The sequence below is a fragment of the Bacteroides sp. A1C1 genome (assembly GCF_004328515.1).
GTDB classification, from domain to species: Bacteria; Bacteroidota; Bacteroidia; order Bacteroidales; family Bacteroidaceae; genus Bacteroides; species Bacteroides uniformis.
Genome location: NZ_CP036491.1, coordinates 1996980 through 2022988, shown reverse-complemented (window position 1 = coordinate 2022988; position 26009 = coordinate 1996980). Strand labels below are relative to the sequence as shown.

Annotated in this window: 19 protein-coding genes; 6 read left to right on the top strand and 13 right to left on the bottom strand. The window is 47.6% G+C overall.

Annotation, left to right across the window (positions count from 1 at the left end; genetic code table 11):
• Positions 1-33: 33 nt before the first annotated feature.
• Both EYA81_RS08280 and EYA81_RS08275 read right to left on the bottom strand, forming a co-directional pair.
• Complete coding sequence (locus tag EYA81_RS08280) at positions 34-732, bottom strand: succinate dehydrogenase/fumarate reductase cytochrome b subunit (protein WP_005830923.1); 699 nt, start codon at positions 730-732, stop codon at positions 34-36.
• Between the two features lie 162 nt (positions 733-894).
• Complete coding sequence (locus tag EYA81_RS08275) at positions 895-1797, bottom strand: AraC family transcriptional regulator (RefSeq protein ID WP_131225621.1); 903 nt, start codon at positions 1795-1797, stop codon at positions 895-897.
• Positions 1798-1902: 105 nt separating this feature from the next.
• On the opposite strand from EYA81_RS08275, the gene EYA81_RS08270 reads away from it, so the two are divergent.
• The gene (locus EYA81_RS08270; protein WP_117601081.1) at positions 1903-2505 is read left to right on the top strand and encodes a phosphatase PAP2 family protein; all 603 of its coding nucleotides are present in this window, start codon (positions 1903-1905) and stop codon (positions 2503-2505) included.
• A 73-nt stretch (positions 2506-2578) separates the two neighbouring features.
• On the opposite strand, the gene EYA81_RS08265 is transcribed toward EYA81_RS08270, so the two are convergent.
• From EYA81_RS08265 to EYA81_RS08245, 5 genes are all read right to left on the bottom strand, one after another.
• A complete protein-coding gene (locus EYA81_RS08265) occupies positions 2579-4192 on the bottom strand; it encodes a S41 family peptidase (protein WP_165491406.1) in 1614 nt (537 codons plus the stop codon).
• A gap of 24 nt (positions 4193-4216) precedes the next feature.
• Positions 4217-4675 (bottom strand): pantetheine-phosphate adenylyltransferase, encoded by a 459-nt coding sequence (gene coaD, locus EYA81_RS08260; RefSeq protein ID WP_131225619.1) that lies wholly within the window; start codon positions 4673-4675, stop codon positions 4217-4219.
• Positions 4672-6606 (bottom strand): DNA topoisomerase IV subunit B, encoded by a 1935-nt coding sequence (locus EYA81_RS08255; RefSeq protein ID WP_370293406.1) that lies wholly within the window; start codon positions 6604-6606, stop codon positions 4672-4674. Before EYA81_RS08255 ends, coaD begins: the two co-directional genes overlap by 4 nt.
• Before the next feature lie 117 nt (positions 6607-6723).
• Positions 6724-7860, bottom strand: a complete 1137-nt coding sequence (locus EYA81_RS08250) for an N-acetyltransferase (protein WP_131225618.1) — start codon at positions 7858-7860, stop codon at positions 6724-6726.
• A 150-nt stretch (positions 7861-8010) separates the two neighbouring features.
• A complete protein-coding gene (locus EYA81_RS08245) occupies positions 8011-8979 on the bottom strand; it encodes a calcium/sodium antiporter (protein WP_174646595.1) in 969 nt (322 codons plus the stop codon).
• 168 nt (positions 8980-9147) lie between these two features.
• Here EYA81_RS08245 and EYA81_RS08240 point away from each other — a divergent pair, with 168 nt between their 5' ends.
• Positions 9148-10956: a mechanosensitive ion channel family protein gene (locus EYA81_RS08240; protein ID WP_131225616.1), complete on the top strand. Its 1809-nt coding sequence runs from the start codon at positions 9148-9150 to the stop codon at positions 10954-10956.
• A 177-nt stretch (positions 10957-11133) separates the two neighbouring features.
• Here the strand turns inward: EYA81_RS08240 and EYA81_RS08235 are convergent, their stop codons facing one another.
• From EYA81_RS08235 to EYA81_RS08205, 6 genes are all read right to left on the bottom strand, one after another.
• Positions 11134-12066: a metallophosphoesterase gene (locus EYA81_RS08235; RefSeq protein WP_165491369.1), complete on the bottom strand. Its 933-nt coding sequence runs from the start codon at positions 12064-12066 to the stop codon at positions 11134-11136.
• Between the two features lie 12 nt (positions 12067-12078).
• Complete coding sequence (locus EYA81_RS08230) at positions 12079-14847, bottom strand: TonB-dependent receptor (RefSeq protein WP_131225615.1); 2769 nt, start codon at positions 14845-14847, stop codon at positions 12079-12081.
• Positions 14848-15120: 273 nt separating this feature from the next.
• Complete coding sequence (locus EYA81_RS08225; protein ID WP_131225614.1) at positions 15121-16368, bottom strand: class I SAM-dependent methyltransferase; 1248 nt, start codon at positions 16366-16368, stop codon at positions 15121-15123.
• 191 nt (positions 16369-16559) lie between these two features.
• Positions 16560-17327 (bottom strand): M15 family metallopeptidase, encoded by a 768-nt coding sequence (locus EYA81_RS08215; RefSeq protein ID WP_131225613.1) that lies wholly within the window; start codon positions 17325-17327, stop codon positions 16560-16562.
• 1 nt (position 17328) lies between these two features.
• Positions 17329-18480, bottom strand: coding sequence for a hypothetical protein (locus EYA81_RS08210; protein WP_242672416.1), 1152 nt, complete (start codon positions 18478-18480; stop codon positions 17329-17331).
• Positions 18481-18956: 476 nt separating this feature from the next.
• Positions 18957-20159: an ROK family transcriptional regulator gene (locus EYA81_RS08205; protein WP_035447319.1), complete on the bottom strand. Its 1203-nt coding sequence runs from the start codon at positions 20157-20159 to the stop codon at positions 18957-18959.
• Positions 20160-20484: 325 nt separating this feature from the next.
• On the opposite strand from EYA81_RS08205, the gene EYA81_RS08200 reads away from it, so the two are divergent.
• Genes EYA81_RS08200 through EYA81_RS08185 form a run of 4 tightly spaced genes read left to right on the top strand, consistent with a single transcriptional unit; the run spans position 20485 to position 25973 of the window.
• Entirely contained in the window at positions 20485-21564 is a 1080-nt protein-coding gene (locus EYA81_RS08200; RefSeq protein ID WP_117713773.1) for a DUF4434 domain-containing protein, read from the top strand.
• Between the two features lie 11 nt (positions 21565-21575).
• Positions 21576-23000, top strand: a complete 1425-nt coding sequence (locus EYA81_RS08195) for a calcineurin-like phosphoesterase C-terminal domain-containing protein (protein ID WP_172793031.1) — start codon at positions 21576-21578, stop codon at positions 22998-23000.
• Positions 23001-23028: 28 nt separating this feature from the next.
• Positions 23029-24435, top strand: coding sequence for a sugar porter family MFS transporter (locus tag EYA81_RS08190; RefSeq protein WP_057281458.1), 1407 nt, complete (start codon positions 23029-23031; stop codon positions 24433-24435).
• Between the two features lie 17 nt (positions 24436-24452).
• The gene (locus tag EYA81_RS08185; protein WP_057281532.1) at positions 24453-25973 is read left to right on the top strand and encodes an ADP-ribosylglycohydrolase family protein; all 1521 of its coding nucleotides are present in this window, start codon (positions 24453-24455) and stop codon (positions 25971-25973) included.
• The last annotated feature ends 36 nt before the right edge of the window (positions 25974-26009 follow it).

Below are 26009 nucleotides of genomic sequence, written 5' to 3'. Positions count from 1 at the left end.
GCAATTTACAATTTAGTCATTTACAATTTGAATTTAGCAAGCGCCGCACAATGATTTTGCAAAGAATACGACAACTACCAGAGCGAAGCAGAGGACAACGATAGTAGAATAGATGTTGGAGATACATTTCCAACGGTTAATCCATACTTTGTTGTTCCAGCCCAAAGACTGCATGGAGCTCCAGAAACCGTGAGTGAGGTGGAACCACAATGCGCCCAGCCAAACAAGGTAAAGCACTACGAATACCGGATTGCTGAAGGTGTTCTGAATGTGATAGACACCGTTGGCTGCATATGCCAGCGTGAGGGTGTCGGCATGCATGCCCATGTTGTGCATCAACTCGGGAAGCTGCATTTTAGCCCAAAAGTTTACGAGGTGCAGGCCCAAACCTACGATTACGATGATACCCAATACGAGCATGTTTTGAGAAGCCCATTCCACAGTCTTGGGCTTTTCCGTAACGGCATAGCGTTCGCTACCACGTGCCTTACGGTTCTGCATAGTCAACCAGAAAGCGTAGATGATGTGGATGATGAATAAGGCAGCCAGACCTACCGTAGCCACCAATGCGTACCAGTTTGCTCCCAAGAACTCACAAACCATGTTGTAGCCATTAGCCGAGACTAATGCAACCAGGTTCATCGCCATGTGAAATGTCAGAAACAGGACAAGGGCGATACCGGTAACGCTCATCACCACTTTCCTTCCTACAGATGAATTACTTAACCACATAAATGATTGAATTTAAGTTATTTAATAGTTTGAAAATTTGTTCTATCAGGATACTTCTGTAAATGTTTCGCAAAAATAGGAGAAATCCAGCGATAAAGCAAGCGATTAAAGAAATAATTCCGTAATCCGGCAGGATGCGAAGTTTGCGGACAAGTAAAAGGTTTACTCGTCCTCCTGGTCTTTGCCTTGCTCTTTGCAGATAATGGAAATCTTTTCTCCGTTTGCCAAACGTTTTCTCAGGGCGCGGGGTGTGTCTCCGAAAGAGTCTTTGCAGAAGTGGGCAAAGTGGGATAGGGAATCAAAGCCATAGCGGGCGCTGATGACTGAAATGCGTTGTTTGGTATATTGCAGGTCGTTCAGAATTCCTTCGCGTTTCTTGTCCAGAATCCACTCATATACCGGGACCCCATACATGTTTTTAAACATACGGCGGAATGTGGTGGTGGTATATCCGCCGAGGTGGGCAAACTCCTCCACATTCTTCACTTTGTCGTAGTTCTGCATGACGAAATACTGGAAGCTTTCCGTATAAGTACTGATGGGGTAGAAAAATGTACTGATTTGGTGTAGTGGATAGTAGCATGTTAATATGTATGTCAGTTCCTGGCATTTCATTTCAATGTATTTGCTGCACGCATAAGGCTGCTCGTTGAGGTAGCAGGCAAGGCTTTTCAGAAGTCCTTCGAGCATGGGAATTGCTGTAAGCGGGGTGTAAATCAGAGGGGCTTCCGAGCGTTTCAGTATCTCTTTGTAACGCTCTTCGCAAATTAGGGGGAGCTCGGTGAACCAATAGACAATATATTCCACTTCGGTTAGAGCCAAGAGCTCTACTTTGGAGCCGATGGCTTGCAGGATGAGCTGGCGACTTTGGAGAGTGGTGCCCGGATATTCGTTACTGTTTACAAGTAATTCGCCTTTCAGCATAAATATCATGCAGTTCTGTGTGCACTTTTCAGCAGAGAAATGTTGTCCCTTGGGATAGTGGCGGTAAACCAATACTTCTTCTGATTTTTGAGGACATACCACACAATCAATCTGTCGGTTGCAGTAAGTTTCCAGTCTCATGAAATGATTAGCAAATTATTATAAATGTGGCAACAAAGATAGAATTTTTTTGTGAAAACTCTATCTATTTGTCCTATCTTTGCGTCAAACTAGTATAAAGGACTTATGAAAAAGGCTGTTTTTTTTGTATATTTTATCTGCCTTGTTGTATCCGGTCTTTCGGCACAGAATTGGGATATCAACACTTTGCACCGGGTTAACAGTTGGGATGGCAAGTTTGTCCGTAACTATAATAAGATAATTTCACGTTCGGAGCCCTATATTGCTGTCGGTGTTCCGGTGGCGATGGCCGTTGCCGCTTGGATAAAACATGATAAGGGTTTGCTGAAAGATGCGGTCTACGTAGGTACAAGTGTGGCGGGGGCTTTTGTTGTGACTTATGGAATGAAGTATCTGGTGGGTCGTGAACGTCCTTATGATAAATATCCCGACAGAGTACATGCGTATAGTCATGAAGGCAGCCCGTCTTTTCCTTCCGGGCATACGGCAACGGCTTTTGCCCTTGCCACCTCGCTCAGTGTGAAGTATCCTAAATGGTATGTGATAGCTCCGTCTGCCTTGTGGGCTTGTTCCGTGGGAGTTTCCCGTATGAACGAGGGAGTGCATTATCCGTCGGATGTATTGGCGGGGGCTGCAATCGGTGCAGGATGTGCTGTGGTCAATATCTATGTCAACAAGTGGCTGAATAAATGGCTGTTTGGAGAATAATTTTAGGCGCGGATTACGCGGATTTAGTTTACGTATTCCGCATAATCCGCGCCTAATGTCTGTTTCAAGCCGGCTATTGGATAATGGCACTGTAAATGTCGTCATTCAACACTTTTAGAGCTTGCTGTACGCTCTGGTTCGTGTTGTTCATCACCTGGAAGTATTCGTTCATGTCCCATAGGTCACGGGCAATCAAGGCTTTGAGTTGTGTCTTGATGAGCGGTAGGGATTGGTGGTACTGTTTCTCGTCAAACTTGATTTTCTCCTTGTCGGCAAGCGCACGTATTTCGGCAAGGAAGTTATCGTCTATCTCGAATTTCTCGTTGAAGGCTTCAAATTTCTTGTATTTGTTCTGCAGCTCCTTCCGGTGTTTCTCGATGTAGCCGGTAGTGGCTTTGATAACCACGCCTTTGGCTACGAGATTGCGGTGATAGTCTGTGTACTGGGTAGTGTCGATGGGGACGAAAAAGTCGGGCATGATACCTCCACCTCCGTAAACGGTACGCCCCATACGTTTGGTCTGCACTTTCAGGGAGTCGGCAAAATGGATACTGTCCGCATGAATCATTTCTCCATGATTGAAGCGGTCTATCAGTTCCTGATTATATTTATCCTGACTGTTTTCTCCACTCAGACGACCATCGAGGTTGGCGGTACTGTCGTAAGGCTTCTGGATGCAACGCCCCGAAGGGGTATAGTAACGGGCTATGGTCAGACGAATCATGGAACCGTCCGGCAGGTCGATAGGACGCTGTACCAGTCCCTTACCGAATGTGCGGCGCCCTACTATCACACCTCTGTCCCAGTCCTGAATGGCCCCGGTCACGATTTCGCTGGCAGAAGCGGAGTACTCGTCCACCAATACGATGAGGCGTCCGTTCTTGAAGTTGCCCGTACCTTTGGCAAAGAAATCACTGCGGCGCGAAGCCCTTCCTTCGGTGTAGACAATGAGTTCTTTTTGCTTGAGAAACTCGTTGGCAAGGTCGATGGCGGCATTCAGATACCCTCCTCCGTTTCCTTGCAGGTCGAGGATTAGGTCTTTCATCCCCTTTTTCTGCAGGCTTTTCAGGGCTTCTGCAAATTCTTCAGCAGTGGTTGCTCCAAAGCGGTTGATGCGTATATAGCCAATTTTGGGTTGTATCATGTAAGAGGCATCCAGACTGAGGATGGGAATTTTGTCACGTTTTACGTTGAAGTACAGCTGGTCTTCCACGCCACGGCGTACGATGGTCAGTTTCACTTCCGAGTCTTTCGGTCCGCGCAGGCGGCTCATAATATCTTCCGTGCTCATTTTTACTCCGGCAATGGCACTGTCGTTGACGGCTACGATACGGTCACCGGCAAGGATACCCACTTTCTCGGAAGGACCGTTGCTGACGGGTTGTATCACAAGCAGGGTATCTTCTATCATCTGAAATTGTACACCGATGCCCTCGAAATTGCCTTGTAACGGCTCGTTCATTTTCTTTACTTCTTCGGCATTGTTGTAGGTGGAGTGCGGGTCGAGTTGTGCCAGCATCTTGATGATGGCTTCTTCCACCAGCTTGTCTTCATCCACCTTGTCCACATAGAGGTTGGTGATGGCAAACTCTGCCATCTGTAGTTTGCGCAGGGCTTCATTATTCGGCTTTTGCGCTTGCGCCGTCATCGCGCATATACATATTATAATAGTAAATAGTTTCTTCATCATCTCCATTTTAATTCCTAATCCTTAATCCCTAATCTCCATTCCTTCCGGTATGAACATGCTGATGTCCTTGCCGTATTGCAGCAGTTCGCGCACAGTGGTGGAGCTGACGCAGGTAAGTTCCGGCTCGGTGAAGAGCAGGATGGTTTCTATGCCGGTCAGTTTGCGGTTGATGTCGGCAATGGTTTCCTCATATTCGAAATCCTTGACGGTGCGTATGCCGCGTATAATTAGGCTGACATCTACCTGCCGGGCAAAGTCGATGGTCAGGCAATCGTATGACTGCACAATGATGCGCGGCTCGTTCCGGTAGTAGTCCCGTATCATCTGTTCGCGCTTTTCCAGGGGGAAATACGTGTTCTTGTTTTCATTGATGCCGATTCCTATAACGATTTCGTCGATGAAAGTTAGTGCACGGCTCACTACCGAGGAGTGTCCGATAGTAAATGGGTCGAATGTTCCCGGAAAGATAGCTCTTCTCATGATGCCAAGTCTTCTTCTATAACCAAGTTGTTGATAATAAAGTTTTGCCGTTCCATGGTATTCTTACCCATGTAGAATTCCAGCAGTTCCTTTACGAGGTCTGTCTTGCGCAGCGACACTTGCTCCAGACGCATGTCCTTGCCGATGAAATGCTTGAACTCGTCTGGCGAGATTTCTCCCAGACCTTTGAATCGGGTGATTTCGGGGTTGGGACCCAGTTCTTCAATGGCTTTCACACGTTCCTCCTCAGTGTAGCAATAGCTTGTCTTCTTCTTGTTGCGCACGCGGAAGAGCGGAGTTTGCAGGATGTATACATGTCCCTTCTTTATCAGGTCGGGGAAGAACTGCAGGAAGAAGGTGATAATCAGCAGGCGGATATGCATGCCGTCCACATCGGCATCGGTGGCTACGATGACTTTGTTGTAGCGCAGTGTTTCTATGCCGTCTTCTATATTCAAGGCTGCTTGGAGCAGGTTGAATTCTTCGTTTTCATAAACTACTTTCTTGGTGAGTCCGTAGGTATTTAGCGGTTTACCACGCAGGCTGAATACTGCTTGGGTATTCACGTCACGGCTCTTGGTGATGGAGCCGCTGGCAGAGTCTCCCTCGGTAATGAAGATACAGGAATCGGTTTCCTGATCCTTGCCTTTACCGTCACTCAAGTGGTAACGGCAGTCGCGCAGCTTGCGGTTGTGCAGGTTGGCTTTCTTGGCGCGCTCGCGTACCAGCTTGTTGACGCCGGCAATGGCTTTGCGCTCTTTCTCGGAGTCCTGTATCTTTTGCAGCATCACTTCGGCCACAAGCGGGTTCTTGTGGAGGTAATTGTCCACTTCCGTCTTGATGAAGTCTCCTACGTATTTGTTTACTGTGGGGCCGGCGGGCTTGTGCTCCTGCGGCGCGGCAGGCCACATGTTGTTGCTGCCCAGTTTCGTTTTGGTCTGGCTTTCGAACATGGGTTCTTCCACGTCGATGGCGATGGCGGCTACCAGTCCGTTGCGTATGTCGGCATACTCCTGGTTCTTGTTGTAGAATTCCTTGATGGTACGGGCAATGTGTTCCTTTAAGGCAGTCTGGTGTGTACCGCCTTGGGTGGTGTGCTGCCCGTTGACAAAGGAGTAGTACTCTTCACCGTATTGATTGGTATGTGTGAAGGCAATCTCGATGTCCTCTCCTTTCAAGTGGATGATGTCGTAAAGGCCTTCGCTGGTCATGTTGTCTTTCAGCAAGTCCTCCAGCCCGTGGCGGGAGACGATGCGCTGTCCGTTGTAAATGAAGGTGAGGCCCGTATTCAGGTAGGTGTAGTTGCGCAGCAGGGTTTCTACGAACTGGTTCTGGAAGGAATAGTTGTAGAAGAGCGTGTTGTCCGGTTCAAAGAAGATATAAGTTCCGTTTTCTTCTGTCGAGTCTTCGGTCACATCACTCAACAGCGTTCCTTTCTCGAAGATGACGGTACGTACTTTGTCGTCGCGGTAGCTGCGTACCTCGAAACGGCTACTCAGCGCATTGACCGCCTTGATGCCCACGCCATTCAGTCCGACACTTTTCTTGAAAGCCTTCGAGTCATATTTACCCCCGGTATTCAGTTTGCTGACTGCCTCTACCAGTTTGCCTTGCGGGATGCCTCGTCCATAGTCGCGCACGCTGACGCGCAGGCCGTCTTCTATAGTCACTTCTATACGCTTTCCGGCACCCATCTTGAACTCGTCGATGCTGTTGTCCATCACTTCTTTCAGCAACACATAGATACCGTCGTCGTTCTGTGAGCCGTCGCCCAGACGGCCTATGTACATACCGGAACGGACACGGATATGCTCCATGTCGTCCAGGTGGCGGATGTTGTCGTCGGTATATTCTACGCTGGAAACGGGGCTCTCTGTGATATTGTTGTCTGCTTCTTCCAGCGGCAGGGTCATATTGTTGTTATCTTCCATAAGTACGTTATTCCTTCATATTGCGCATTGCGACAAAGGTAATGAGAAATTCGGGGGTTCGCAAAAAAATAATGTCTTTTATGGACTTCTGACAAGCTTATATTCTGGATTTAGAATTTATTTTATTCCCTTCACAAAGCATCTTCTCCGTTTGTGCTGTTCCGTCTTGAAGTACTCCCATTGCGCTTGTACTTTGCCGTTCAATTCCAGCTCCGGATTACTTTCGGCATACTCGAAACCAAGTTGCTGATAGACGGGGATAAGGTCGGAGAACAGCAGTGCATTGACGCCCTTGTTCTGATATTCCGGTTTTACGGCAACCAGCAGCAAGTCGAGCATTTTGGGATATTTCTTCAAGAAGATGGTCTTGGCCAGGTGATACCAACCCATAGGAAGCAGGCGCCCGTGGGCTTTTTGCAACGCTTCGGCGAGGGATGGCATAGAAATGCCTACGGCAAGCAGCTGGTCATCGGCATCGGTAATCAGTGTCACCATGCGAAGGTCGAGGATGGGCAGGTACATCTTGACGTATTGGTCAATCTGCCGTTGGCTCAGTGCAGAATAACCGTAGAGGGGCTGATAGGCTTCGTTCATCAGTTCGAAGATGGCCTGACCGTAGTCTTGGGCAATCTTCTTGGCCGATGTGTATTTCTTTATCTTGAGGTTATACTTGCGCTGGATGAGGTCGGAGATGCGCTTGTGCTTGTCGGGTATGGCATCCGGAATGTAGATTTTGTACTCCACCCAATCGGCATCCTTCTCAAATCCCATGCGCTCCATATGTTGCGGATAGTAGGGATAATTATAAATGGTGGCCATGGTGCTGAGCTGGTCGAATCCTTCGATAAGCATACCTTCGGCATCGAAGTCTGTGAATCCCAGCGGGCCTTGTATATGTGTCATTCCCCGTTCTTTTCCCCATTCTTCCACGGTGCGAATCAGGGCATCGGAGACTTCCGCATCGTCGATGAAGTCTATCCAGCCGAAGCGGACTTCTTTTTTGTTCCAGGTTTGGTTTGCCTTGTGGTTGATGATGGCAGCTACACGTCCTACGATTTTACCTTCCCGATAAGCCAGGAAATAGTCGGCTTCGCAAAATTCGAATGCAGCGTTTTTCTTCTTGTTGAAGGTGTTGAGCATGTCATCGAAAAGGTCGGGGACGGAATAAGGGTTGTTTTTGTATAGCAGGTAGTTGAAACGGATAAAACGCTCCAGCTCCCGTCTTGTGGTTACTTTCTTGATTGTAATTGCCATAGTTGTTCAATATTGAGGTGGCAAAGGTAATGCAAACTGAGAGTAGAACAAAATAAGCTTGCTTATTTTTTATGCCGAGGTGCAGCATACCTTATTTAAAGATACATGATAATCTTTAAAATACCGCGTAGGATGTCTGTAAATTTGCTGTTAGAGGTTGTATATCAGTACAACTGTGTAGGCAATGTAGCAGAGAATCAGAATACTTCCTTCCAGCCGGGTGATGATGCGTTTCCCGAAAAAGATACCGAACAGCCAAAGCAGGAGGCTGGCCCCAACAAGTACCCACAAATCGAAATTGGTGATGCCCGTCAGACGCAGTGGAGTGATGGAGGCCGAACAACCCAGCACAAAGAATATATTGAAGAGATTGCTTCCGATGACGTTTCCGATGGCTATTTCGGGGTTTTTCTTCAAGGCGGCTACGATGGAGGTGGCAAGTTCGGGCAGTGATGTGCCGCCTGCTACGAGCGTAAGGCCGATGATGGATTCGCTGACACCCAATCCGCGGGCTATGCCGCTGGCGCCGTCTACAAAGAAATTACCTCCGATGATGAGGCCGGCAAGTCCGCCGAGAATGTATAGGGTAGACTTCCACGCGGGTAACAGTCTGATTTCGTCTTCTTCCTGCAGGGGTTCCTTCATACTTCCATCCCTTTTTGCGATGGCAAAAGTATAGCTCAGGAAAATGGCAAAGAAGCATAGCAGCAACAGACCGTCGGTGATGCTGAGTATGTTCTCCCCACTGCTGTTCAGAAAGACGTCGTTGGCACAAATCAGCAATGCGATGGACGAAAGGATACAAAGAGGGATTTCGCGCTTCAGCGTATTGCGGGTGATGGCTATCGGGGCAAAAAGGGCTGTACAACCCACAATCATCAGAGTATTGAACGTATTGCTTCCCACCACATTGCCTATGGCAATGTCTGCACTGCCTTTGAGAGCAGAGGATATGCTGACGGTGAGTTCCGGTGCGGAAGTACCGAAGGCAACAATGGTGAGCCCGATGACGATGGACGGTATATGGAAACGTTTGGCAACGGATGCGGCACCATCTGTCAAGCCATTGGCACCCAAAAGAATGAGGAGCAGTCCTCCGACAAGAAACAATATATCCATAAGTATGTCAATTTTGAGTACAAAGATAATGCAAACCGGATATAGAATTTTCATGTTTGCATGAAAAAGTTATGTTGATTAGGATAGGAAGTTAAAAACATTCTGTATGTTTGGAGCATTTATTGGGTATGTTTGCATAATTAAAGAATCAAATCAAGAAGTTTATATATGAAGGTTATCCGTGCTTTCTGTCTTTGTTGGCTGTTGATGCTGGCGGACGGAGTGTCAGCTCAGTTGGTAGATAAAGTGCTCAGTGTTTTAGGTGAGGATAGTGTGGGGAGTGTTACAGTGGCAAGGACTGACTCCGATTCGATTCAGTTGTCGCTTGTCCGGCAGGAGTTGGAAACAGCCCGGCTGAATGAGGCGAACCTGCGGATGGAAATGGAGCAGATGAAGTTGGCGGGCTATGCGGCCGATTCGGTGAAGCTGGCATTGCAGAAACAACGCATTGATTCGTTGCGGACGGTGACACCGGGTATTCCGGTGGTGGTGGAGAAGGACACTTTGTTCTATCTGTATGCCAAGCGTGGAGGGCATACGCCCCAACAGCGAGCCAAAGATGTAAGCAACGTCATCGAAGCATTGGGTACGCGTTTCAATCTGCGTCCAGACTCTGTTTATTTAGAGAGTACGGATATTGTTACAGACTTGATGTATGGCGAAAAGGTCATCATTTCCTTTACCGATCAGGATGCTTTGTGGGAAAACTGTACCCGCGACCAGTTGGCCGCCAGCAAGAGGCATGTCGTGGTGGACAAACTGAAAGCCATGCAGAAGGAGCATAGCTTGTGGCAGTTGGGTAAGCGTATCTTGTACTTTATCCTGGTGCTTGTGGGACAGTTCTTCTTGTTCAAGTTTACCAACTGGCTGTTCAGAAAGCTCAAACTACGCATCCAGAAACTGAAGGATACCAAACTGAAACCGATCTCCATTCAGGATTATGAATTGTTGGATACGCAGAAGCAGGTCAACCTGCTGGTGTTTGCTGCCAATCTGGTGCGTTATGTGGTCATGCTGTTGCAGTTGTTGCTGACAGTTCCACTGTTATTCTCCATTTTCCCTCAGACCAAGAGTTTGGCTTATACATTATTCTCCTACATCTGGAATCCTATAAAGGTCATTCTGAATGGAATAACCGACTATATACCCAATCTGTTCACTATCTTTGTGATATGCTATGCGGTGAAGTATTTAGTCAGACTGGTGCGCTATCTTGCCAATGAGGTGCAGGCTGAACGGCTGAAGATAAACGGCTTCTATCCGGATTGGGCCATTCCTACCTATCACATTGTGCGCTTCTTGCTTTATGCGTTTATGATTGCCATGATTTACCCTTATTTGCCGGGTTCCAAGTCGGGAGTCTTCCAGGGAATCTCTGTGTTTGTCGGCTTGATTGTTTCGCTCGGCTCCAGTACAGTTATCGGCAATATCATTGCAGGGCTGGTCATAACCTACATGCGACCTTTCAAGCTGGGTGACCGCATCAAGCTGAACGACACTACGGGCAACATCATTGAGAAAACGCCGCTTGTCACCCGCATCCGTACCCCGAAGAATGAGGTGGTGACCATTCCGAACTCTTTCATCATGTCTTCCCATACGGTCAATTACAGCCAGTCTGCCCGTGAGTATGGATTGATTATCCATTCGGAGGTCAGTATTGGCTACGATGTTCCGTGGCGGAAGACACACCAGCTGTTGATAGAGGCTGCATTGAATACCCCTGGAGTGATAGATGATCCCCGCCCGTTTATATTGGAAACTTCCCTTCAGGATTATTATCCGGTTTATCAAGTGAATGCCTATATCAGGGATGCCAACAGCCTTAGCCAGATTTACTCTGATTTGCATCAGAATATCCAGGATGTTTTCAACGAAGCAGGCATCGAAATCATGTCTCCTCACTACATAGCTACGCGTGACGGCAGTGAGACGACCATACCCAAGGATGACTTGCGGGATAAAGGGAAATCATGATTTCCCTTTATCCCGCAAGTACAAGCTTTTTCGTATTCGGTGATAATATTACAGTTCATCTATTATCTCCTGCAAGATCCTTTTCTGTTTTGTTTTGAAAACTTTTCGATGTATTCTTCAGTGTGACTGTATTTTCTTCAACATTTCCGGATTTTCTGTCGCGAAGAGTTTAGTAGGTTATTTGCTGCGCGTCACCGTGTGCAGTACATTTCCTTTCTTGTCAATCATGCGCAGTTCCAGTGTCTTTTTGCTGGCCGATACAATGGAGAAACCCGGTTCGGGGCTGCAGAATACGGTTCCTTCGATGGGCTTCACCTTGCGGGCGAGCGAACCGGCGGAATTGGTGATATAGTCGATGTCGCTGCCTGCCACGCGTACATGCTGGAAGTTGTGGATGTGCCCGCAGATGTACATATCCACCTTGTGCTTGCGCAGAATGGGATCGAGGCGTGCCTGCATATCCGCGCGTTCGCTCTCGTCCTTCGGGGTTTCGGCATAGATGGGATGGTGTCCGGCAACGATAACCCAGTCTTCCTTGGCGGCGCTCAGTACGGAGTCCACCCAGGCAAGTTGCTTCCGGTAGTCCTGCTTGCAGGCATCGGGATAGGTATCGCTTTCATTGCGGTATTTGTCAATCATCGGGGCGGTGTCTACCCAAAGGATGCGGATAGTAGCGCCTTTATCCTCGAATGTCTTGGTATAATAACGGGCAGGCATTGTCCAGCGGCGGCTGACGTTACTGTAGTCGAGCACAGCTTGCGTATTGCCGCGGTATTCGTGGTTGCCCAGCAGGGGGAACCAGTCTATCATCAGCTCCGGATGGCTGTAGATAAGTTCGTAGTTGGTCATCCAAAGAGGGTCGTTCACACTGCGTACACCTTCAAAATGGTGTACATCGCCGGTGGCAAGTACGAATTCGGGGTCTGCGCCGTTCTCTGCCATCTGTCCCATCAGTTCGGCAATGGGTTTCTGGTCGTAGTAGCCGTTGCGGCCGAGGTCGTTGGCTACGTAGAAGTTGAACTTCTTGTCGAAGATGGAGTAATCGGTAATTTGGGCAATAGCCGCGTTGCCGAGTAGGGCAACCAATAATAAAAGGAATAGTTTCTTCATAATCAGTCATCATTAAAAATTAATCTTCACTCCTGCATTCACTTTCACGCCGTAGTATTCTGCCTGCATGGTACGGTCTTTCGTGCCCTGGTAGTAGCGTAGTGGCTGGTTCAGCAGGTTGTTGGCTTCGGCGTAGAAGGTAGTCTTGAATTTCTTTCCGAAGGTATAGCTCGCGTTTACGTCCATATAGTTCACTTTGTCGTAGTAGCGGTCGTAGAAGGTGCTTTCTCCCATTTCGTCGATGAAGTCGGAAGCGAAGTTATAGCTCAGACGCAGGTTCAGGCCGCCTTTCTCAAAGTATAGGGAAGCGTTTGCGGTATGCTCTGGAGAACCTGGCATGCTCAAGTCTTTCTCATTCTCGCGGCCTTCGAAGTTGAAGTCTTCCACACGGGAGTGGGTGTAGGTGTACGTTCCGTAGAAACCTACACATTTCAGAGCGGGGGCAATAAAGCTGAAGTCGCGCTGGTAGGATAACTCTACTCCTACCAGGTTGGCGTTGCCTGCATTCTTGGGCTGGGTGAAGCGGGTGTAGGTGTTACCCTGGTACTCGTAGTTGGTGCTCACCTGGTCTACGATGAAGTCGTCTATCTTCTTGTAGAAGATGCCGGCGCTTATCAGACCGATGCTGCGGAAGTAATAGTCGGCACTCAAGTCGAAGTTGTAGGAGACGGTAGGTTTCAGCTCCGGGTTTCCGATGGTGATTTCGTTGTCGGAACGCTTGATATTCACACTGGGCACGAGGGCCGAGTATTTGGGGCGTGACAAGGTTTGGGTAAACGAACCGCGCACTTTGAAGTCATCGTTTACATTCCACTTGGCGAGCAGCGACGGCAGGAAGTTGATGTAGCTGTTGCGCTGACGGTCGGTCTTACTGGTGAGGTCTTCGTCGGCATCGTAGGTGCGTCCCGTATAGGCAAGGTTGGTGTTCTCTATGCGGAGTCCGGTCATCAGTTCCACGTCTTTTGTCAGTTTTTGGTCGAAGCGGAGGTAGCCGGAAGTCACGGTTTCGCGGGCATCGAAGTTACCGGCAAGTTCTTCCTGCACCTGCTCTTTCTCAAAGAGGGAAGCGTTGTTCAAGTCTAAAGAGCCGGTGTATTCCTTGCTAGCGTAGATGCCTGCCTGGTATTTGTTGTCGGGCATGAAGTTCTTGTTGGTTTGGTCCACTGTATTTGCCAGGCTGTTTGTCATGAAGGCATCCTCGTCCAGAGGAGAGTATTCGTAGAAGTCCACTTCTTTATCCTTGGTCTTGCGCACCACCTTTGCGCCGAATTTCAGTTTGTTGCCGTTCTTGAAGGGAAGTTTGAAGTTGGCGGAGAACTTCAGGTCTTGCTCCTTGATGTCTTCCTGCTGTTCCGTCAGCTCTTTCAGGCTGAATTCATCGTTCAGCGTCATGGTAGAGCCTGCTTTGGGGTTGGCAAACGGTTCGCGTTCGTCGCTCAGGTCCATGTCGAACTTCTGCTTTTTCAGTTGGAAGTCGATGTAGCGTTCGTTGGGACGTTCTTCGCTGGCTTTGGCATAGCTGGCGTGCCAGTCCATGGAGAGTGAGCCGAAGAGGTGTTCGCCGCCGAGGGCAAAGTCCATGGTGCGCTGGCGTTCCAGGCGGGCGTTGCGGTTGTCCGGCGTACCGGCTTTGGTCTGTATGCGTACGGTGGCGTTGCCGTCGGCATCAAGGTCTTTCAGCGTGGTGCGGTAGCGGTTCTCCCAGTCGTTGCGGTTGTTGAAGATGCCTTTGAAGGTCAGTTTGTGGTTGGCGTTGATGTCCCAGTCCAGTGCGGCAGAGTAGCTCTGGCGTTCGCGGGTGACGTAGTATTGGCGGATTTGGTAGTCGTTGACGTACGTCTTGCCGTCATCGTCCTGCTCCCACACGAATTCGGTGTCGTAGGAGCCGGAAGGCGAGTTCTGATAGGAGGCCGATACAATCAAGCCGAGTTTGTCGTTGAAGAAACGGTCGCCGTAGGTGAATCCGAGGTTCAGTTGCGCCTTTTCGCTCACCCAGTTGTAGCCGGTTCCGGCAGTGGCGGCAATGGTGCGCTTGTAGGGGGAGTTCTTGGTGACGAGGTTGATGCTGCCGCCGATGGCGTCGCCGTCCATGTCCGCAGTGACCACCTTGTTTACTTCGATGGTCTGAATCATATCTGCCGGAATGAGGTCGAGCTGTACGTTGCGCGTATCGCCTTCGGCAGAGGGAACGCGGTTGCCGTTGATGGTGACGGAGCTGAGGTCGGCACTCGTGCCCCGCACTTGCCCGAAGCGTGCCTCGCCTTGGTCGTACTGCACGTTGATGCCGGAGATGCGTTTAAGGGCGTCACCGATGTTGGAGTCGGGGAACTTGCCTACCTGGTCGGCAGAGACTACATTTGTAATCCCCATGTTGTTTTTCTGTGAGTTGATGGCACGGCGCTGTCCCTGGAAGGCGCCGCCTACCACCACTTCCTGCAACTCCACACCTTCGTTTAGCACGACGTCTTTCTCCAGTGTGCGGCCTGCGGGGATGGTGATTTTCAGTTCTACGGGCGAGTAGCCCACGTAGCTCACCTTTACTGTATAGGTTCCCGGGTCAAGGTTAGAGAAAGTGTAGAAGCCGTTGACGTCGCTCGTCACGCCAGTGTGTAGTTTCTCGATGTAGATAGAAGCGCCCGGAAGAGTCTGTTTAGTGGCGTCAATGATACGCCCGCGTACAGTTCCTTGTTTCGTGACATTTGCTTTTTCGTCGGCCATGGCTGTATTGCCGGTGGCGGTGAATAAGAGCAGGAATAAGAATGCTCTCAAGATCTGTTTCATAATTGTTATTATCTGTTAATAATCTGCCGCAAAAGTAGGAGGTTGCCGTTACGCGGATTTTGCAGAGAGTTGAAGAACAGGTAACGATTCGGTTACAATGAAGTTACATAAGCTCTTGGAGGTAGTACTCTTTCGGCGCTATCTCTTTTTGTCGTCGTCTGGCAGACTAATGCTAAGGATGCACGAGATGCGCATCTCAGACTGCATGAGATATACATCTCGAACAGTATGAGATGTACATCTTGTGCAAGGAAAGATATAGGGTTTGGTGTCTTATCCGGTAGTCTGGCAGCGGATAAGTACCTTCTTTTCGTCTGCCAGGGTAGTGGCAAAGAGATAAGAGTCTCCCCCTTCGGCCAGTTTCAGCCGTTTGCGCAGTTCGGCAACGGTGGCGGGAAAGTTGCGTACGGTGAGGTTCGCCTTTTTCTCGGCAGCCAACATCTCTTTCATTTCTTTCTTGCTGAAGCCGCAGGAGGAGGAGATTCGGAACTTGCGGCCGGGGAAGTCGGGAAGGAGGCTGTCCGAAGTGTAGAGGTGGCTGTTGGGATGCAGCTTTTTAACCTTATATAATAAGGAAAGGCTGCGGAACGCTCCGGCTTTCAGCACGGAGGCATTCGGTTCGTAGAGGTACGATTTCAGTTGAGGAGTGTAGGGGCATGCACACTCTTTCTCTTGCCCGCGGGTGAAGACAAGGGTTTGGGGAGCCGGGGCGGAGGTGAAGTTGACGCAATGGATGGGGACGTCGTCTGTTGGCAGGCTTCCGCCTTGTCCCAGCAAGAGCAGCAGCTCCTTGCATTCGTTGCCTACGGAGACGATGTGTGCCTGGCGGACATGTTTCAAATCGTTCATGGCAAGGGTGAGGTCGAGCATGGGGGAGAGTTTTATCAGTACGTGCCGTGCCTTCCGGAGCAGCAGGTCTTCCAGGGTGGCTACATCGGGTTCGCAGTCGCCGATGGCTATGGTCTTTCCGCCGTGTCCGTCGCGGCGGGCAGGGTCTATGAATATGCAGTCTACGGGTTCCATCTCTTGCAGATGGCGGACGCTGTCTGCGTGGCAGACGGAGATGTGATTTAGGCCGAGGGCAGGAAAGTTGTGTGCGGCTATCTGGCAGAGGGCTTCCTGGCGCTCTACGTAAGTGGCGTGCCCGAAGCAGCAGGAGAGGAAGGAGCAGTCGATGCCGAAACCTCCGGTGAGGTCGGTAAAAGTGGCGGCTGGTGCAGGGGCGCTGTCCTTCGCGGGATGCTCTTGTTTTGTGCATAGCAGGTTAGCTATGATCTCCGCTTTATACTGTGCCGTTGCTTGGGAGGAGCATTGCTCCAATGAGAGGTGGGCGGGGTAGAGGATGTCGTCGTTCTTCGCCCATGCGGGTATTTTCTCTTTGGCAACCTGCCAGCCGGAAATTTGTGTGATGGCAGCGGGTATGTCTACCGAAGGGTAGCGGCGTGCCTGCAAAGCAAGGCTGCGCACGTCGTCGCGACGATGCTCGCGAATGAAACGGAGGGTGTCTTGGGATAAAGGCATGGCTTGGCTTATTTATTCTGATGCAAAGTTATCTCAAAAAGGGCAAAGTAAGGCATGAATTCGTAGCTTTCTGTCTGATTATTTTTCAGACACAGATGACGCTGATTACGCAGATTAAGAAGATTAAAATCCGTGTCATCTGCGTCAAAGCGATAGCAAAATTAAGTTTTCGGACAAGCTGGGGGTGAGAGTTAAGGGATGACCCGGTATCGCTCCTTCGCCGTCTGCCTGCCGACGCGATTGAAGTGCCACCATTCGCTGGATAGCGGGCGGAATCCGGCTTCTTTCATTACCTGCCGGAGCAGCAGGCGGTTTTCACGTTCTTGTTCCGTCAGCTTGCCTTGTGCCACGAGCGTGGCTTCTTCCGTGATGTGGGCTTCCTTGCCCAGATGGTCTATCGGGGTGCCCATGGGCAGAGGGGTTCCTTTATCGTCGAGTATGCTGATGTCCACTGCCAGTCCGTAGTTGTGCAGGCCACCGCCGCGCGAGGGGTTGGAGACATAGATGTATTTGGAGGTTCCTTTCACTACGTCCCACATCTTCTGCTGTACGGACAAGGGGCGTGCTGCGTCGTAGACGATGAGGCTGTAGCCGGGGCGCCGCTCTTTCAGCAGGCGTTGTGCCTGCTTCAGGCTTTTCATGGCATCGGGGTGCAGGTAGGCTTCTTTCAGGTCTTCGTACAATAGGGTTCCGGTGAAATTGTCGGCACGGGTGTACATCAAGTCGATGGCGATGCTGCTGTCCGCTTCGGCGATGTTGACGAAACCGAGGGAGTCCAGGTAGCGGGCTGTCAGGCTTTTGGCTGGAGCCGGAGGGACGGATGCCGCTACGGTGTCGGCGTACGGGATGGTGGCTTCCGTATCCGGGTTTTGTATCTGCTTTGGCGCTTGTTTTCCGCTACAACCGTATAGTGAGCAGCCAAGCAGCAGATATAACGAGTAAAAAAAATATCGTTCCATCTTACAAGGCGTTCTTGGCGGTAAGGATTGATTTCATCAAGGCTATGTCCGAATGTACTTCTCCCTGCATCAGGTATTTGTTTTTCCGTTGGCAGGTGGCTTCGTAAATCTCCTTTGCCTTTGCTGTGTCCTTGTCCCGGTAGAGCGCCAGGGCGCAGAGCAACCGCTGTTTGGAAGAGGTCACATCCTTGTATTGCCGGATGTAGGTATCCAGCTCATCGGTATATAATTCTTCTGCCCGTGCGGTCCTCTTTGTCACCAGTGCGGTGAAGAGCAGCTCGCAAGCGTTTTCCTTTATCAAAAGTCCGATGACTTCGTGCCGGTGACTCATTATTTTCTCGAATGCATTGTAGGCGGCTTCCCATTCTTCGCAGTCGAGCAGGCGTGAGGCGCTCATCAAGGCTATGGTGACCTGCAGGGCATCTTTGTAGTTGATGTCTTCCGTTTGGCTGAACCATTCGGCAGGCATGTCCTTAGGACGCATGCCCTCTTGCGCCAGTGCGTTGATGCGCAGCTGGGTGACCAGTGCCTGCTTGCTCTTGCTGTCCTTGAGAAGCAGGCGCATGTTGTCGGCATCATTGCCGATGCCGCCCATCTTCATGGGGATGCCGTTCATCCCTGCAAGGAGAATGCCAATTAGAGAGAGCATCAGAAGGAAGAATTTCAGCAGGTAAGGCAGCCCGTCTACGGTCAGCAGGGGGAGGAAGGCAAGGATGGCGGTCAGCAGGTTGGCAAGCACTCCACCCAGGTTGTACAAGGTGGTCGGGATATCTTCAAGAGTCCTTTCGGGTGGGGTAAGCAGGCATTGGCCTCCCGTTCCGGTAAGGCTGAAACGCTTGATGCATAATTTCCCGTCTTTCCGTATGAAGGTAAGGTTGAAGATGCGTAAGGAGACGAAGCGGTAGCCGGTTGCCAGTCCGCAGACAAGATGCCCGCCTTCGTGCAGAAGCACTTGCAGGAAGATGGAGAACAGCAGAATCAGTATGGCTAACAAGGAAACTCCTACTGTCTCCAGCATGCCGGTTTCGGCAAACTTGCTGTGTAAACCGTCGAACGAGTCTCCCAAAACTAGGACTCTTACACCTATTACTCCTACGAAACCGATGCATGCCCCGACCATGAATCCTCCGGCCAATTTAAGTACTTTCTTCATCCTGATATCTTGATAAATGTGTTTGCCGGCAAAGGTAAAGGATTTTATCTGAAATGCAACAGCTTGCCCCATGTATCATAAAAAGAAAGAGATTGTGATTGCCACAACCTCTTTCCGTCACCTAAACCCACTACGCAGGCTACAGATAGGGAATTATAGTAATATAGATACCCGTAATGATGGCTTCTTGCTTTTCTGTCCTTATCTTAGGGTATACTTTCCCAAATCTTTGTTATGTTCGTAATATTTCCGAGTATATCCTATAGATTCCATCTTCTCTTTATTGACAGTTTAATAATCTGCATTTTCGAATTCCACAATATGAGGCAGTATTGGAAATCGGTTATCATGATGCTGGTTTATTCTGTGCTTTTATCAGTAACCAACTACTGACTCGCTTTTTCAATATTTTTGCATATGATAGTTGCGTTCTTGGTATACTCTTTGTCAATCCCATTATGCTGGCAATGGTCGTTTTAAATTTCGAACATTCTGCTCCGTGCCAGCATGCAGGCCCCAACTACTCCAGCCTTGTCTTTTAGCTTGGAAACAGTCACCGTGGCGTCTTTGTTGACCAGATTCAATGAGTATTTCCTTATTGCCGTTTTGATAGGCTGCACTATATAGTCTCCTGTTGATGATAGTGTACCCCCGATTATTACTAGTTCCGGATTGAATATGCTTATTAATCCAGCTATTTGCCTTCCCAGTTTTTGGCCTATTTCTTCCACTATCTCAATGCATAGCAAGTCCTCTTTATTGACTGCGGTGATGATTTCATCCAAGGTGGGCGGATTTTCTGCAGTCCGTTTTGATAGTATGGAACTTTCTCCGCTACCGATTCTTTCCAACAGGATGCGGTGTAGTGCCGATCCTGAGGCTTCCGTTTCCAGGCATCCTTTTTTGCCGCAGTGGCACAGTATTTCATTATCGAAAACATTGACATGCCCGAATTCTCCGGAAAATCCAGATTTTCCCGTGTATACCTTCCCGTCTATGATGATGCCGATTCCGAGTCCCCAGCTTATGTTGACAAAGATGATGTCCTTTTCCCCTTTGACGCATCCTTGCATATGCTCTCCATAGGTCATGGCCCTTGTGTCGTTGTCTATGCAGACCGGGTATCCTATCTTTTCATTCAGTACATCCGCCAAAGGACGCTCTGAAAAGTTGAACATGCTGAAACTATATCCTGATTCCGGATTTACTCTTCCGGAGATGTTGATGCAGATGTTCATTATCTTCTTGTCGTTGATTTCCGTTCCCTTTATGAAGTTTCGGATGAGTGCACACAGTTCTTCCAAAGCTTCCTGTGTATTTTCGAACTTGTATGGTATGTTCATCTTGATTTCCACCATATCCCCCTTGAAATTGATCAGTCCAATGTTTATGGCAAATTTCTTAATGTCCACTCCAATGAAGTATCCTGATTCCGGGTTGAGTCCGTATAGGCTTGGATGGCGGCCGCTACTGGTCTCCAGTTTCCCATAGTCGTTTATATAGTTGTCCTCACACATTTCATTGATGAATTTGGTGGTTGTGGGCACACTCAGATCGAGTTCCTTGGCCAAATCGGTAATAGTGGAGCTCCCATTATATATATAATGTGTGATGATCCTTTTTTTTAAGAGTGCATTCTTGCTCCCGGTTTCCATTTCTTTTAATAAGTTCTGTTTCATATGTATGTATTTTTATGTTATTTACTCTATTTTGTTTATTATATTAATAAATGCGGATTTATTATTCTGAAATATTATGTATTTGATTTGTTATTATGTAAATTGTTTTGTAATTACGCGTTAATATATATTAATTGTAGGTTATATATTAATTAAATACTTTATTAAGTCTTGCAAATATAATAAATATATCTATATTTGCAGCGTGATAATTGAATAATAACAATTAATATCTAAAACAATGAAAAACATAATTGATTTTTTATCTTAAAAAAGTGTATTCGATAGGTTTAATATATAATGGTTGATCTTAATTTTATTAATAATGAAAACACGCAGGGATTTTTTAAAGAGGACCGCTTTGTTCGGTGCGTCTGCATTCATGGCCCCTTCATTGTTGGGGCGAGAGGGTGATGGGGATTGCTTCTTTTCTCAAGAGTCTGCCTCTTCCATGCTAGTTCCCATGGGCGATGCACTTAAAATTACCGGCACGTTCTTGGATGAGATATCCCATGATATTCCCCATCAGAATTGGGGGGAAAGGGAATGGGATCAGGATTTCCGGTATATGCAGAGTATTGGAATTGACACGGTCATAATGATCCGGTCGGGTTATCGCAAATTCATTACTTATCCTTCGGCGCATTTGCTGGGCAAAGGGTGTTATATGCCTTCCGTCGATTTGTTGGACATGTTCCTTCGGCTGGCGGGGAAATATCACATGAAGTTCTATTTTGGTTTATATGATTCGGGCAAGTACTGGGATACCGGTGACCTTTCGTGGGAGGTTGAGGATAACAAGTATGTGATTGATGAGGTGTGGAGCAGGTACGGTGAGAAGTACAAGAGTTTCGGCGGATGGTATATCAGTGGTGAGATAAGCCGTAAGACGAAGGGTGCCATTGATGCCTTTCATGCGATGGGCAAACAATGCAAGGATGTCTCCGGCGGTTTGCCGACTTTTATTTCTCCGTGGATTGACGGGAAAAAGGCCGTGATGGGTACAGATAAGTTGACAAAGGAGGATGCGGTTTCTGTTCAGGAGCATGAAAGGGAGTGGAATGAAATTTTCGATGGCATTCATGATGTGGTTGACGCCTGTGCTTTTCAGGACGGACATATCGATTACGATGAACTGGATGCTTTCTTTACGGTGAACAAAAAGCTGGCTGATAAGTATGGCATGAAATGTTGGACAAATGCTGAAACCTTTGATCGTGACATGCCCATCGACTTTTTGCCTATTAAGTTTGACAAGTTACGGATGAAACTGGAGGCTGCCAAGCGAGCCGGTTATGATAAGGCCATCACTTTTGAGTTTTCTCATTTTATGAGTCCTCAATCAGCATATTTGCAAGCAGGACACTTGTATAATAGGTATAAGGAATATTTCAATATTAAGTGATTATGAATTTTATGCTCAGATTGTTTTGCAGTTGTTGTCTGTTCTTGGTTGTCTCAATCATGCAGGCTGCAATTTATCCAGATCCCGTTGAAGGCGTGGTGACCTGTAAAGGCAAAGGGCTTGCTGGTGTTGTGGTGACAGATGGTTTTGACGTGGTGCTGACTGATGCTCAGGGCCGTTATGAGTTGCCGCGCAACCGGGATGCTCGGTTTGTATATCTTTCCACGCCTGCAGGTTATCTGCCGCAAGAGGGTGGTGGGCATATCGCTTTCTTTTTCCCGCTTAAGAAAGGCCGTTTAAAGTATGATTTTGAATTGAAGAGGAATCTGAAAGATGATATGAAGCATGTGTTTATGGTACAGACTGATGTGCAAGTCAGCTGTCAGGAGCATTTAGACAGTTATCGTTCTTATGTAGGTAAGGCACGAGCCTTTATGGAAAAGTATGCCAAGGAGCGTGATGCCTTCGTGTTGGATTGTGGTGACATTGTGGGTAATACTCCTGGTTTATACCCAGATTACATTCAAGTGTCTGGCGGTCTGGGATTGCCTGTTTACCGTATCATAGGAAATCATGATATGGAAATGGGTGTACGTTCTTTTGAACATTCATACAAGACCTATGAGGACTATTTTGGTCCCATTTATTATTCTTTCAATCGTGGAAAGGCACATTATATTATACTAGACAATTGTTTTTATATCAATAGGGATTATCGTTATATAGGTTACATTGATGAACGTACACTGCAATGGATAGAGAAAGATTTGGCTTTGGTGCCGAAAGATCATCTGGTATTTGTAATGATGCATATTCCTTCCAGCACTACCAAGGACATCAAGTTCAATGCCTTGCTACCCGACGAGACAAGCAATGCCAATAGTCTGTATGATTTGCTGAAAGACCATGAGGCACACCTCATTACCGGACATACCCATGTGAACGGTAACGTGGTGTTCAACGACCGGTTAATGGAACACAATACAGCTGCTGTATGTGCAGGTTTTTGGAAATCCATGCTTTGTTCTGACGGTACCCCCCAAGGCTTTGGACTTTATGAGGTAGATGGTAATCAGGTGAAGTGGCACTACAAAGCGGTAGATTATCCGCTGGAATACCAGTTTCAGGCTTATGCTCCGGGTAGTTCGAAAGAGTTTCCCGAAGAAGTGCTGGCCAATGTCTGGAATTGGGATGAGCAGTGGAAGGTAGAGTGGTTCGAGAATGGTACTTGTATGGGTGAGATGACCCGTTGTAAAGGTTTGGATCCGGCTGCTGTAGAAGCTTTTTCCGATCGTGAAAAGATGGGTGCACTCTGGGTGAATGCTTTTCCTACCAATCATTTGTTTAAGGCTGTTCCTAAAGATAAAAAGGCTCGTATAGAAGTACTGGTGACCGATCGCTTCGGTACTGTTTATAAGCAACTTGTAAAAGAATAATTTGAATTTAATCGATAATTTTTATACTATGAAATCTTCGGTCAATATTGGTTATGTAGTTTTCTTGTCTGTTGTGGCAGCTTTGGGAGGATTTCTTTTCGGATATGATACAGCAGTCATTTCCGGTACCATTGCCAAGGTAACCGCTCAGTTTAATTTAGATACCATGTCGCAAGGGTGGTATGTGGGCTGTGCGTTGATAGGTTCTATTGTAGGAGTGCTCTTTGCTGGTATTTTAAGTGACAAGCTTGGTCGTAAACGTACCATGATTCTGTCGGCCATACTCTTTTCTATGTCTGCTATCGGTTGTGCGGTATGTGCAGATTTCAATCAGTTGGTGGTTTACCGTATTGTCGGAGGTGTAGGTATCGGTGTGGTTTCCATTGTATCCCCTCTTTATATATCCGAGGTATCGGTAGCTCAGTATCGTGGACGCTTGGTATCACTTTATCAATTAGCGGTTACCATTGGCTTTTTAGGAGCTTATCTAATGAATTATCAGTTGCTTATGTATGCTGAGACCCATGCAGGAGCTGCCGATAGCTGGTTTAACTGGATTTTTGTGAATGAAGTATGGAGAGGAATGTTGGGAATGGAGACTTTGCCTGCTTTGCTGTTCTTTGCCATTGTCTTCTTTATTCCGGAAAGTCCGCGTTGGCTGATTGTCCGCAATCGTGAAGAACGTGCGGTCAATATTTTGGAGCACATTTACAGCTCTTCCAAAGAAGCGTTGGTGCAATTGAACGAAACGAAGTCTGTTCTTACTTCCGAAACCCAATCAGAGTGGTCCTTGCTTTTGTCGCCGGGTATTATGAAAGCCGTTATTATTGGTGTATGTATAGCCATCCTCGGACAGTTTATGGGAGTGAATGCAGTCTTGTATTATGGTCCTTCCATCTTTGAAGGGGCTGGCCTTTCCGGTGGCGATTCCTTGTTCTATCAGGTGTTGGTGGGGCTAGTCAATACCCTGACTACTGTACTGGCTCTTGCCATTATTGATAAAGTGGGTCGTAAGAAATTGGTGTATTACGGTGTTTCAGGCATGATTCTTTCATTGGTATTGATAGGCTTTTATTTTATTGCCGGAGAATCATGGGGTATTTCAAGCCTATTCCTGCTAGTTTTCTTTTTGTTCTATGTGTTTTGCTGTGCGGTTTCCATTTGCGCAGTCGTGTTTGTATTGCTTTCCGAAATGTATCCAATCCGGGTGCGTGGGCTGGCCATGTCCATTGCCGGTTTTGCATTGTGGATAGGTACATACTTGATTGGGCAGCTTACCCCCTGGATGCTCCAAAATCTTACCCCCGCCGGAACATTCTTCCTGTTTGCTGCCATGTGTATTCCCTACATGCTGATAGTTTGGAAACTGGTGCCGGAGACCACCGGAAAATCATTGGAAGAGATTGAACGTTATTGGATGAAAACAAAAAATTGACCTTAATAATAGATATGATGAAAATTAGAAAAATTTTATTGAGTGGTTGTTTGGTGGCAACTTTATGCTCATGTGGTGGTTCTCAAAACGAGAATTTGAATCTTACTCTATCAAAAGATGCTCTGTTTGATAAAGTAAAAGGTGCTTGGGCCGGTCAGGTTATCGGCTGTACGTATGGAGGTCCTACAGAGTTCCGCTATCTGTCTACTATGATTCCGGATTCGATAGTGATGCCTTGGGGACCGGGTGAAATTAAAAAATGGTACGATGGTGGTGGCGGCCTTTATGACGATGTATATGTCGACTTGACTTTTGTGGAGACTTTTGAAAGATGCGGTTTGGATGCTCCGGCCGATTCTTTTGCCACAGCCTTTTTGGCTAAAGAATACCCTTTGTGTCATGCCAATCAGATGGCCCGTTACAATCTTCTTCATGGCTTGACTCCTCCCGCCAGCGGGCATTGGAAAAATAATCCCCATGCCAATTGTCTGGATTTTCAGATTGAAGCGGATTTTGCAGGTATCATGGCTCCAGGTATGGTAAATAGTGCTACTGAAATTTGCGATCGTGTAGGACACATCATGGCGTATGGCGATGGCTGGTATGGTGGTGTATATGTAGCAGCCATGTACTCTTTGGCTTATGTGAGCGATGATGTTGAGTATGTTGTGACGGAGGCGTTGAGGTCTATTCCTCGGGAAAGTCGTTTTCATGCATGCATGGCTGATGTTATAAATTGGCATAAACAGTATCCAGAGGATTGGAAAAAATGTTGGGAAGAAATAGAGAAAAAATGGGGATCCAATGATATTGCTTGTCCAGATGGGGTTGAGATGCCTTTCAATATTGAGACTTATGTGAACGGTGCATATATCATTTTAGGGCTTCTCTACGGGCAGGGTGACTTTGAGAAGACGATTGATATTTCTACACGTGCCGGTCAGGATTCAGATTGTAATCCGGCTTCTTCCGGGGGAATTTTGGGAACAATGATTGGGTATAATCGCATTCCTGAGAAATTCAGAAAAGAGCTGACTGTAGTCGAAGATATTCCTTTCAATAATACAGTGAGCTTTAATAAAGGATGTGAATTGAGTTTTGGGCACGCTTTACAAATGATAGAAAAAAACGGTGGAAAAGTTGGAAGCGATGAGGTGACTATCTGTTTTCAAGAACTGGAACCTGCACAATTGGAGATTAGCTTCGAAGGCTTGAAAGTTGATAAAAAAGTGGTAGTGGAGAATTGGATTGCTAATTTCCCGACCTTCGAATTTGAAGGTGTGGGGGCTGTCATTAAAGGTGAATTGAAAGGTGAGAATGTGCCCGAAGATTACGTTGCTGAACTGGAAGTGTATTTCAATGATAGATTGATTGAGGTATGCAAGCTTCCGCTGAAGTATAATCACCGTAAGCATGAGTTGTTCTTTAATTATGTACAGTCTTATGGCAAATATACCGTGACTTGTAAATGGGTAAACCCCGTTGAAGGAGCAGATATTTGGGTAAGAGATGTAATTTCTTATACAACAGATAAATAATGTGAATGTAAAGGGCTGGTTTAGATGCATGCCGGA

What these genes read in the sequence shown, in the direction of transcription:
- EYA81_RS08205 (WP_035447319.1), bottom strand. Translation starts at nt 20,159, where the DNA reads ATGAAACAGAACTTATTAAAAGAAATGGAAACCGGGAGCAAGAATGCA.
- EYA81_RS08280 (WP_005830923.1), bottom strand. Translation starts at nt 732, where the DNA reads ATGTGGTTAAGTAATTCATCTGTAGGAAGGAAAGTGGTGATGAGCGTT.
- EYA81_RS08210 (WP_242672416.1), bottom strand. Translation starts at nt 18,480, where the DNA reads ATGAAGAAAGTACTTAAATTGGCCGGAGGATTCATGGTCGGGGCATGC.
- EYA81_RS08190 (WP_057281458.1), top strand. Translation starts at nt 23,029, where the DNA reads ATGAAATCTTCGGTCAATATTGGTTATGTAGTTTTCTTGTCTGTTGTG.
- EYA81_RS08235 (WP_165491369.1), bottom strand. Translation starts at nt 12,066, where the DNA reads ATGAAGAAACTATTCCTTTTATTATTGGTTGCCCTACTCGGCAACGCG.
- EYA81_RS08225 (WP_131225614.1), bottom strand. Translation starts at nt 16,368, where the DNA reads ATGCCTTTATCCCAAGACACCCTCCGTTTCATTCGCGAGCATCGTCGC.
- EYA81_RS08250 (WP_131225618.1), bottom strand. Translation starts at nt 7,860, where the DNA reads ATGGCAATTACAATCAAGAAAGTAACCACAAGACGGGAGCTGGAGCGT.
- EYA81_RS08240 (WP_131225616.1), top strand. Translation starts at nt 9,148, where the DNA reads ATGAAGGTTATCCGTGCTTTCTGTCTTTGTTGGCTGTTGATGCTGGCG.
- EYA81_RS08215 (WP_131225613.1), bottom strand. Translation starts at nt 17,327, where the DNA reads ATGGAACGATATTTTTTTTACTCGTTATATCTGCTGCTTGGCTGCTCA.
- EYA81_RS08270 (WP_117601081.1), top strand. Translation starts at nt 1,903, where the DNA reads ATGAAAAAGGCTGTTTTTTTTGTATATTTTATCTGCCTTGTTGTATCC.
- EYA81_RS08230 (WP_131225615.1), bottom strand. Translation starts at nt 14,847, where the DNA reads ATGAAACAGATCTTGAGAGCATTCTTATTCCTGCTCTTATTCACCGCC.
- EYA81_RS08185 (WP_057281532.1), top strand. Translation starts at nt 24,453, where the DNA reads ATGAAAATTAGAAAAATTTTATTGAGTGGTTGTTTGGTGGCAACTTTA.
- EYA81_RS08265 (WP_165491406.1), bottom strand. Translation starts at nt 4,192, where the DNA reads ATGAAGAAACTATTTACTATTATAATATGTATATGCGCGATGACGGCG.
- EYA81_RS08255 (WP_370293406.1), bottom strand. Translation starts at nt 6,606, where the DNA reads ATGGAAGATAACAACAATATGACCCTGCCGCTGGAAGAAGCAGACAAC.
- EYA81_RS08200 (WP_117713773.1), top strand. Translation starts at nt 20,485, where the DNA reads ATGAAAACACGCAGGGATTTTTTAAAGAGGACCGCTTTGTTCGGTGCG.
- EYA81_RS08245 (WP_174646595.1), bottom strand. Translation starts at nt 8,979, where the DNA reads ATGGATATATTGTTTCTTGTCGGAGGACTGCTCCTCATTCTTTTGGGT.
- EYA81_RS08195 (WP_172793031.1), top strand. Translation starts at nt 21,576, where the DNA reads ATGCTCAGATTGTTTTGCAGTTGTTGTCTGTTCTTGGTTGTCTCAATC.
- coaD (WP_131225619.1), bottom strand. Translation starts at nt 4,675, where the DNA reads ATGAGAAGAGCTATCTTTCCGGGAACATTCGACCCATTTACTATCGGA.
- EYA81_RS08275 (WP_131225621.1), bottom strand. Translation starts at nt 1,797, where the DNA reads ATGAGACTGGAAACTTACTGCAACCGACAGATTGATTGTGTGGTATGT.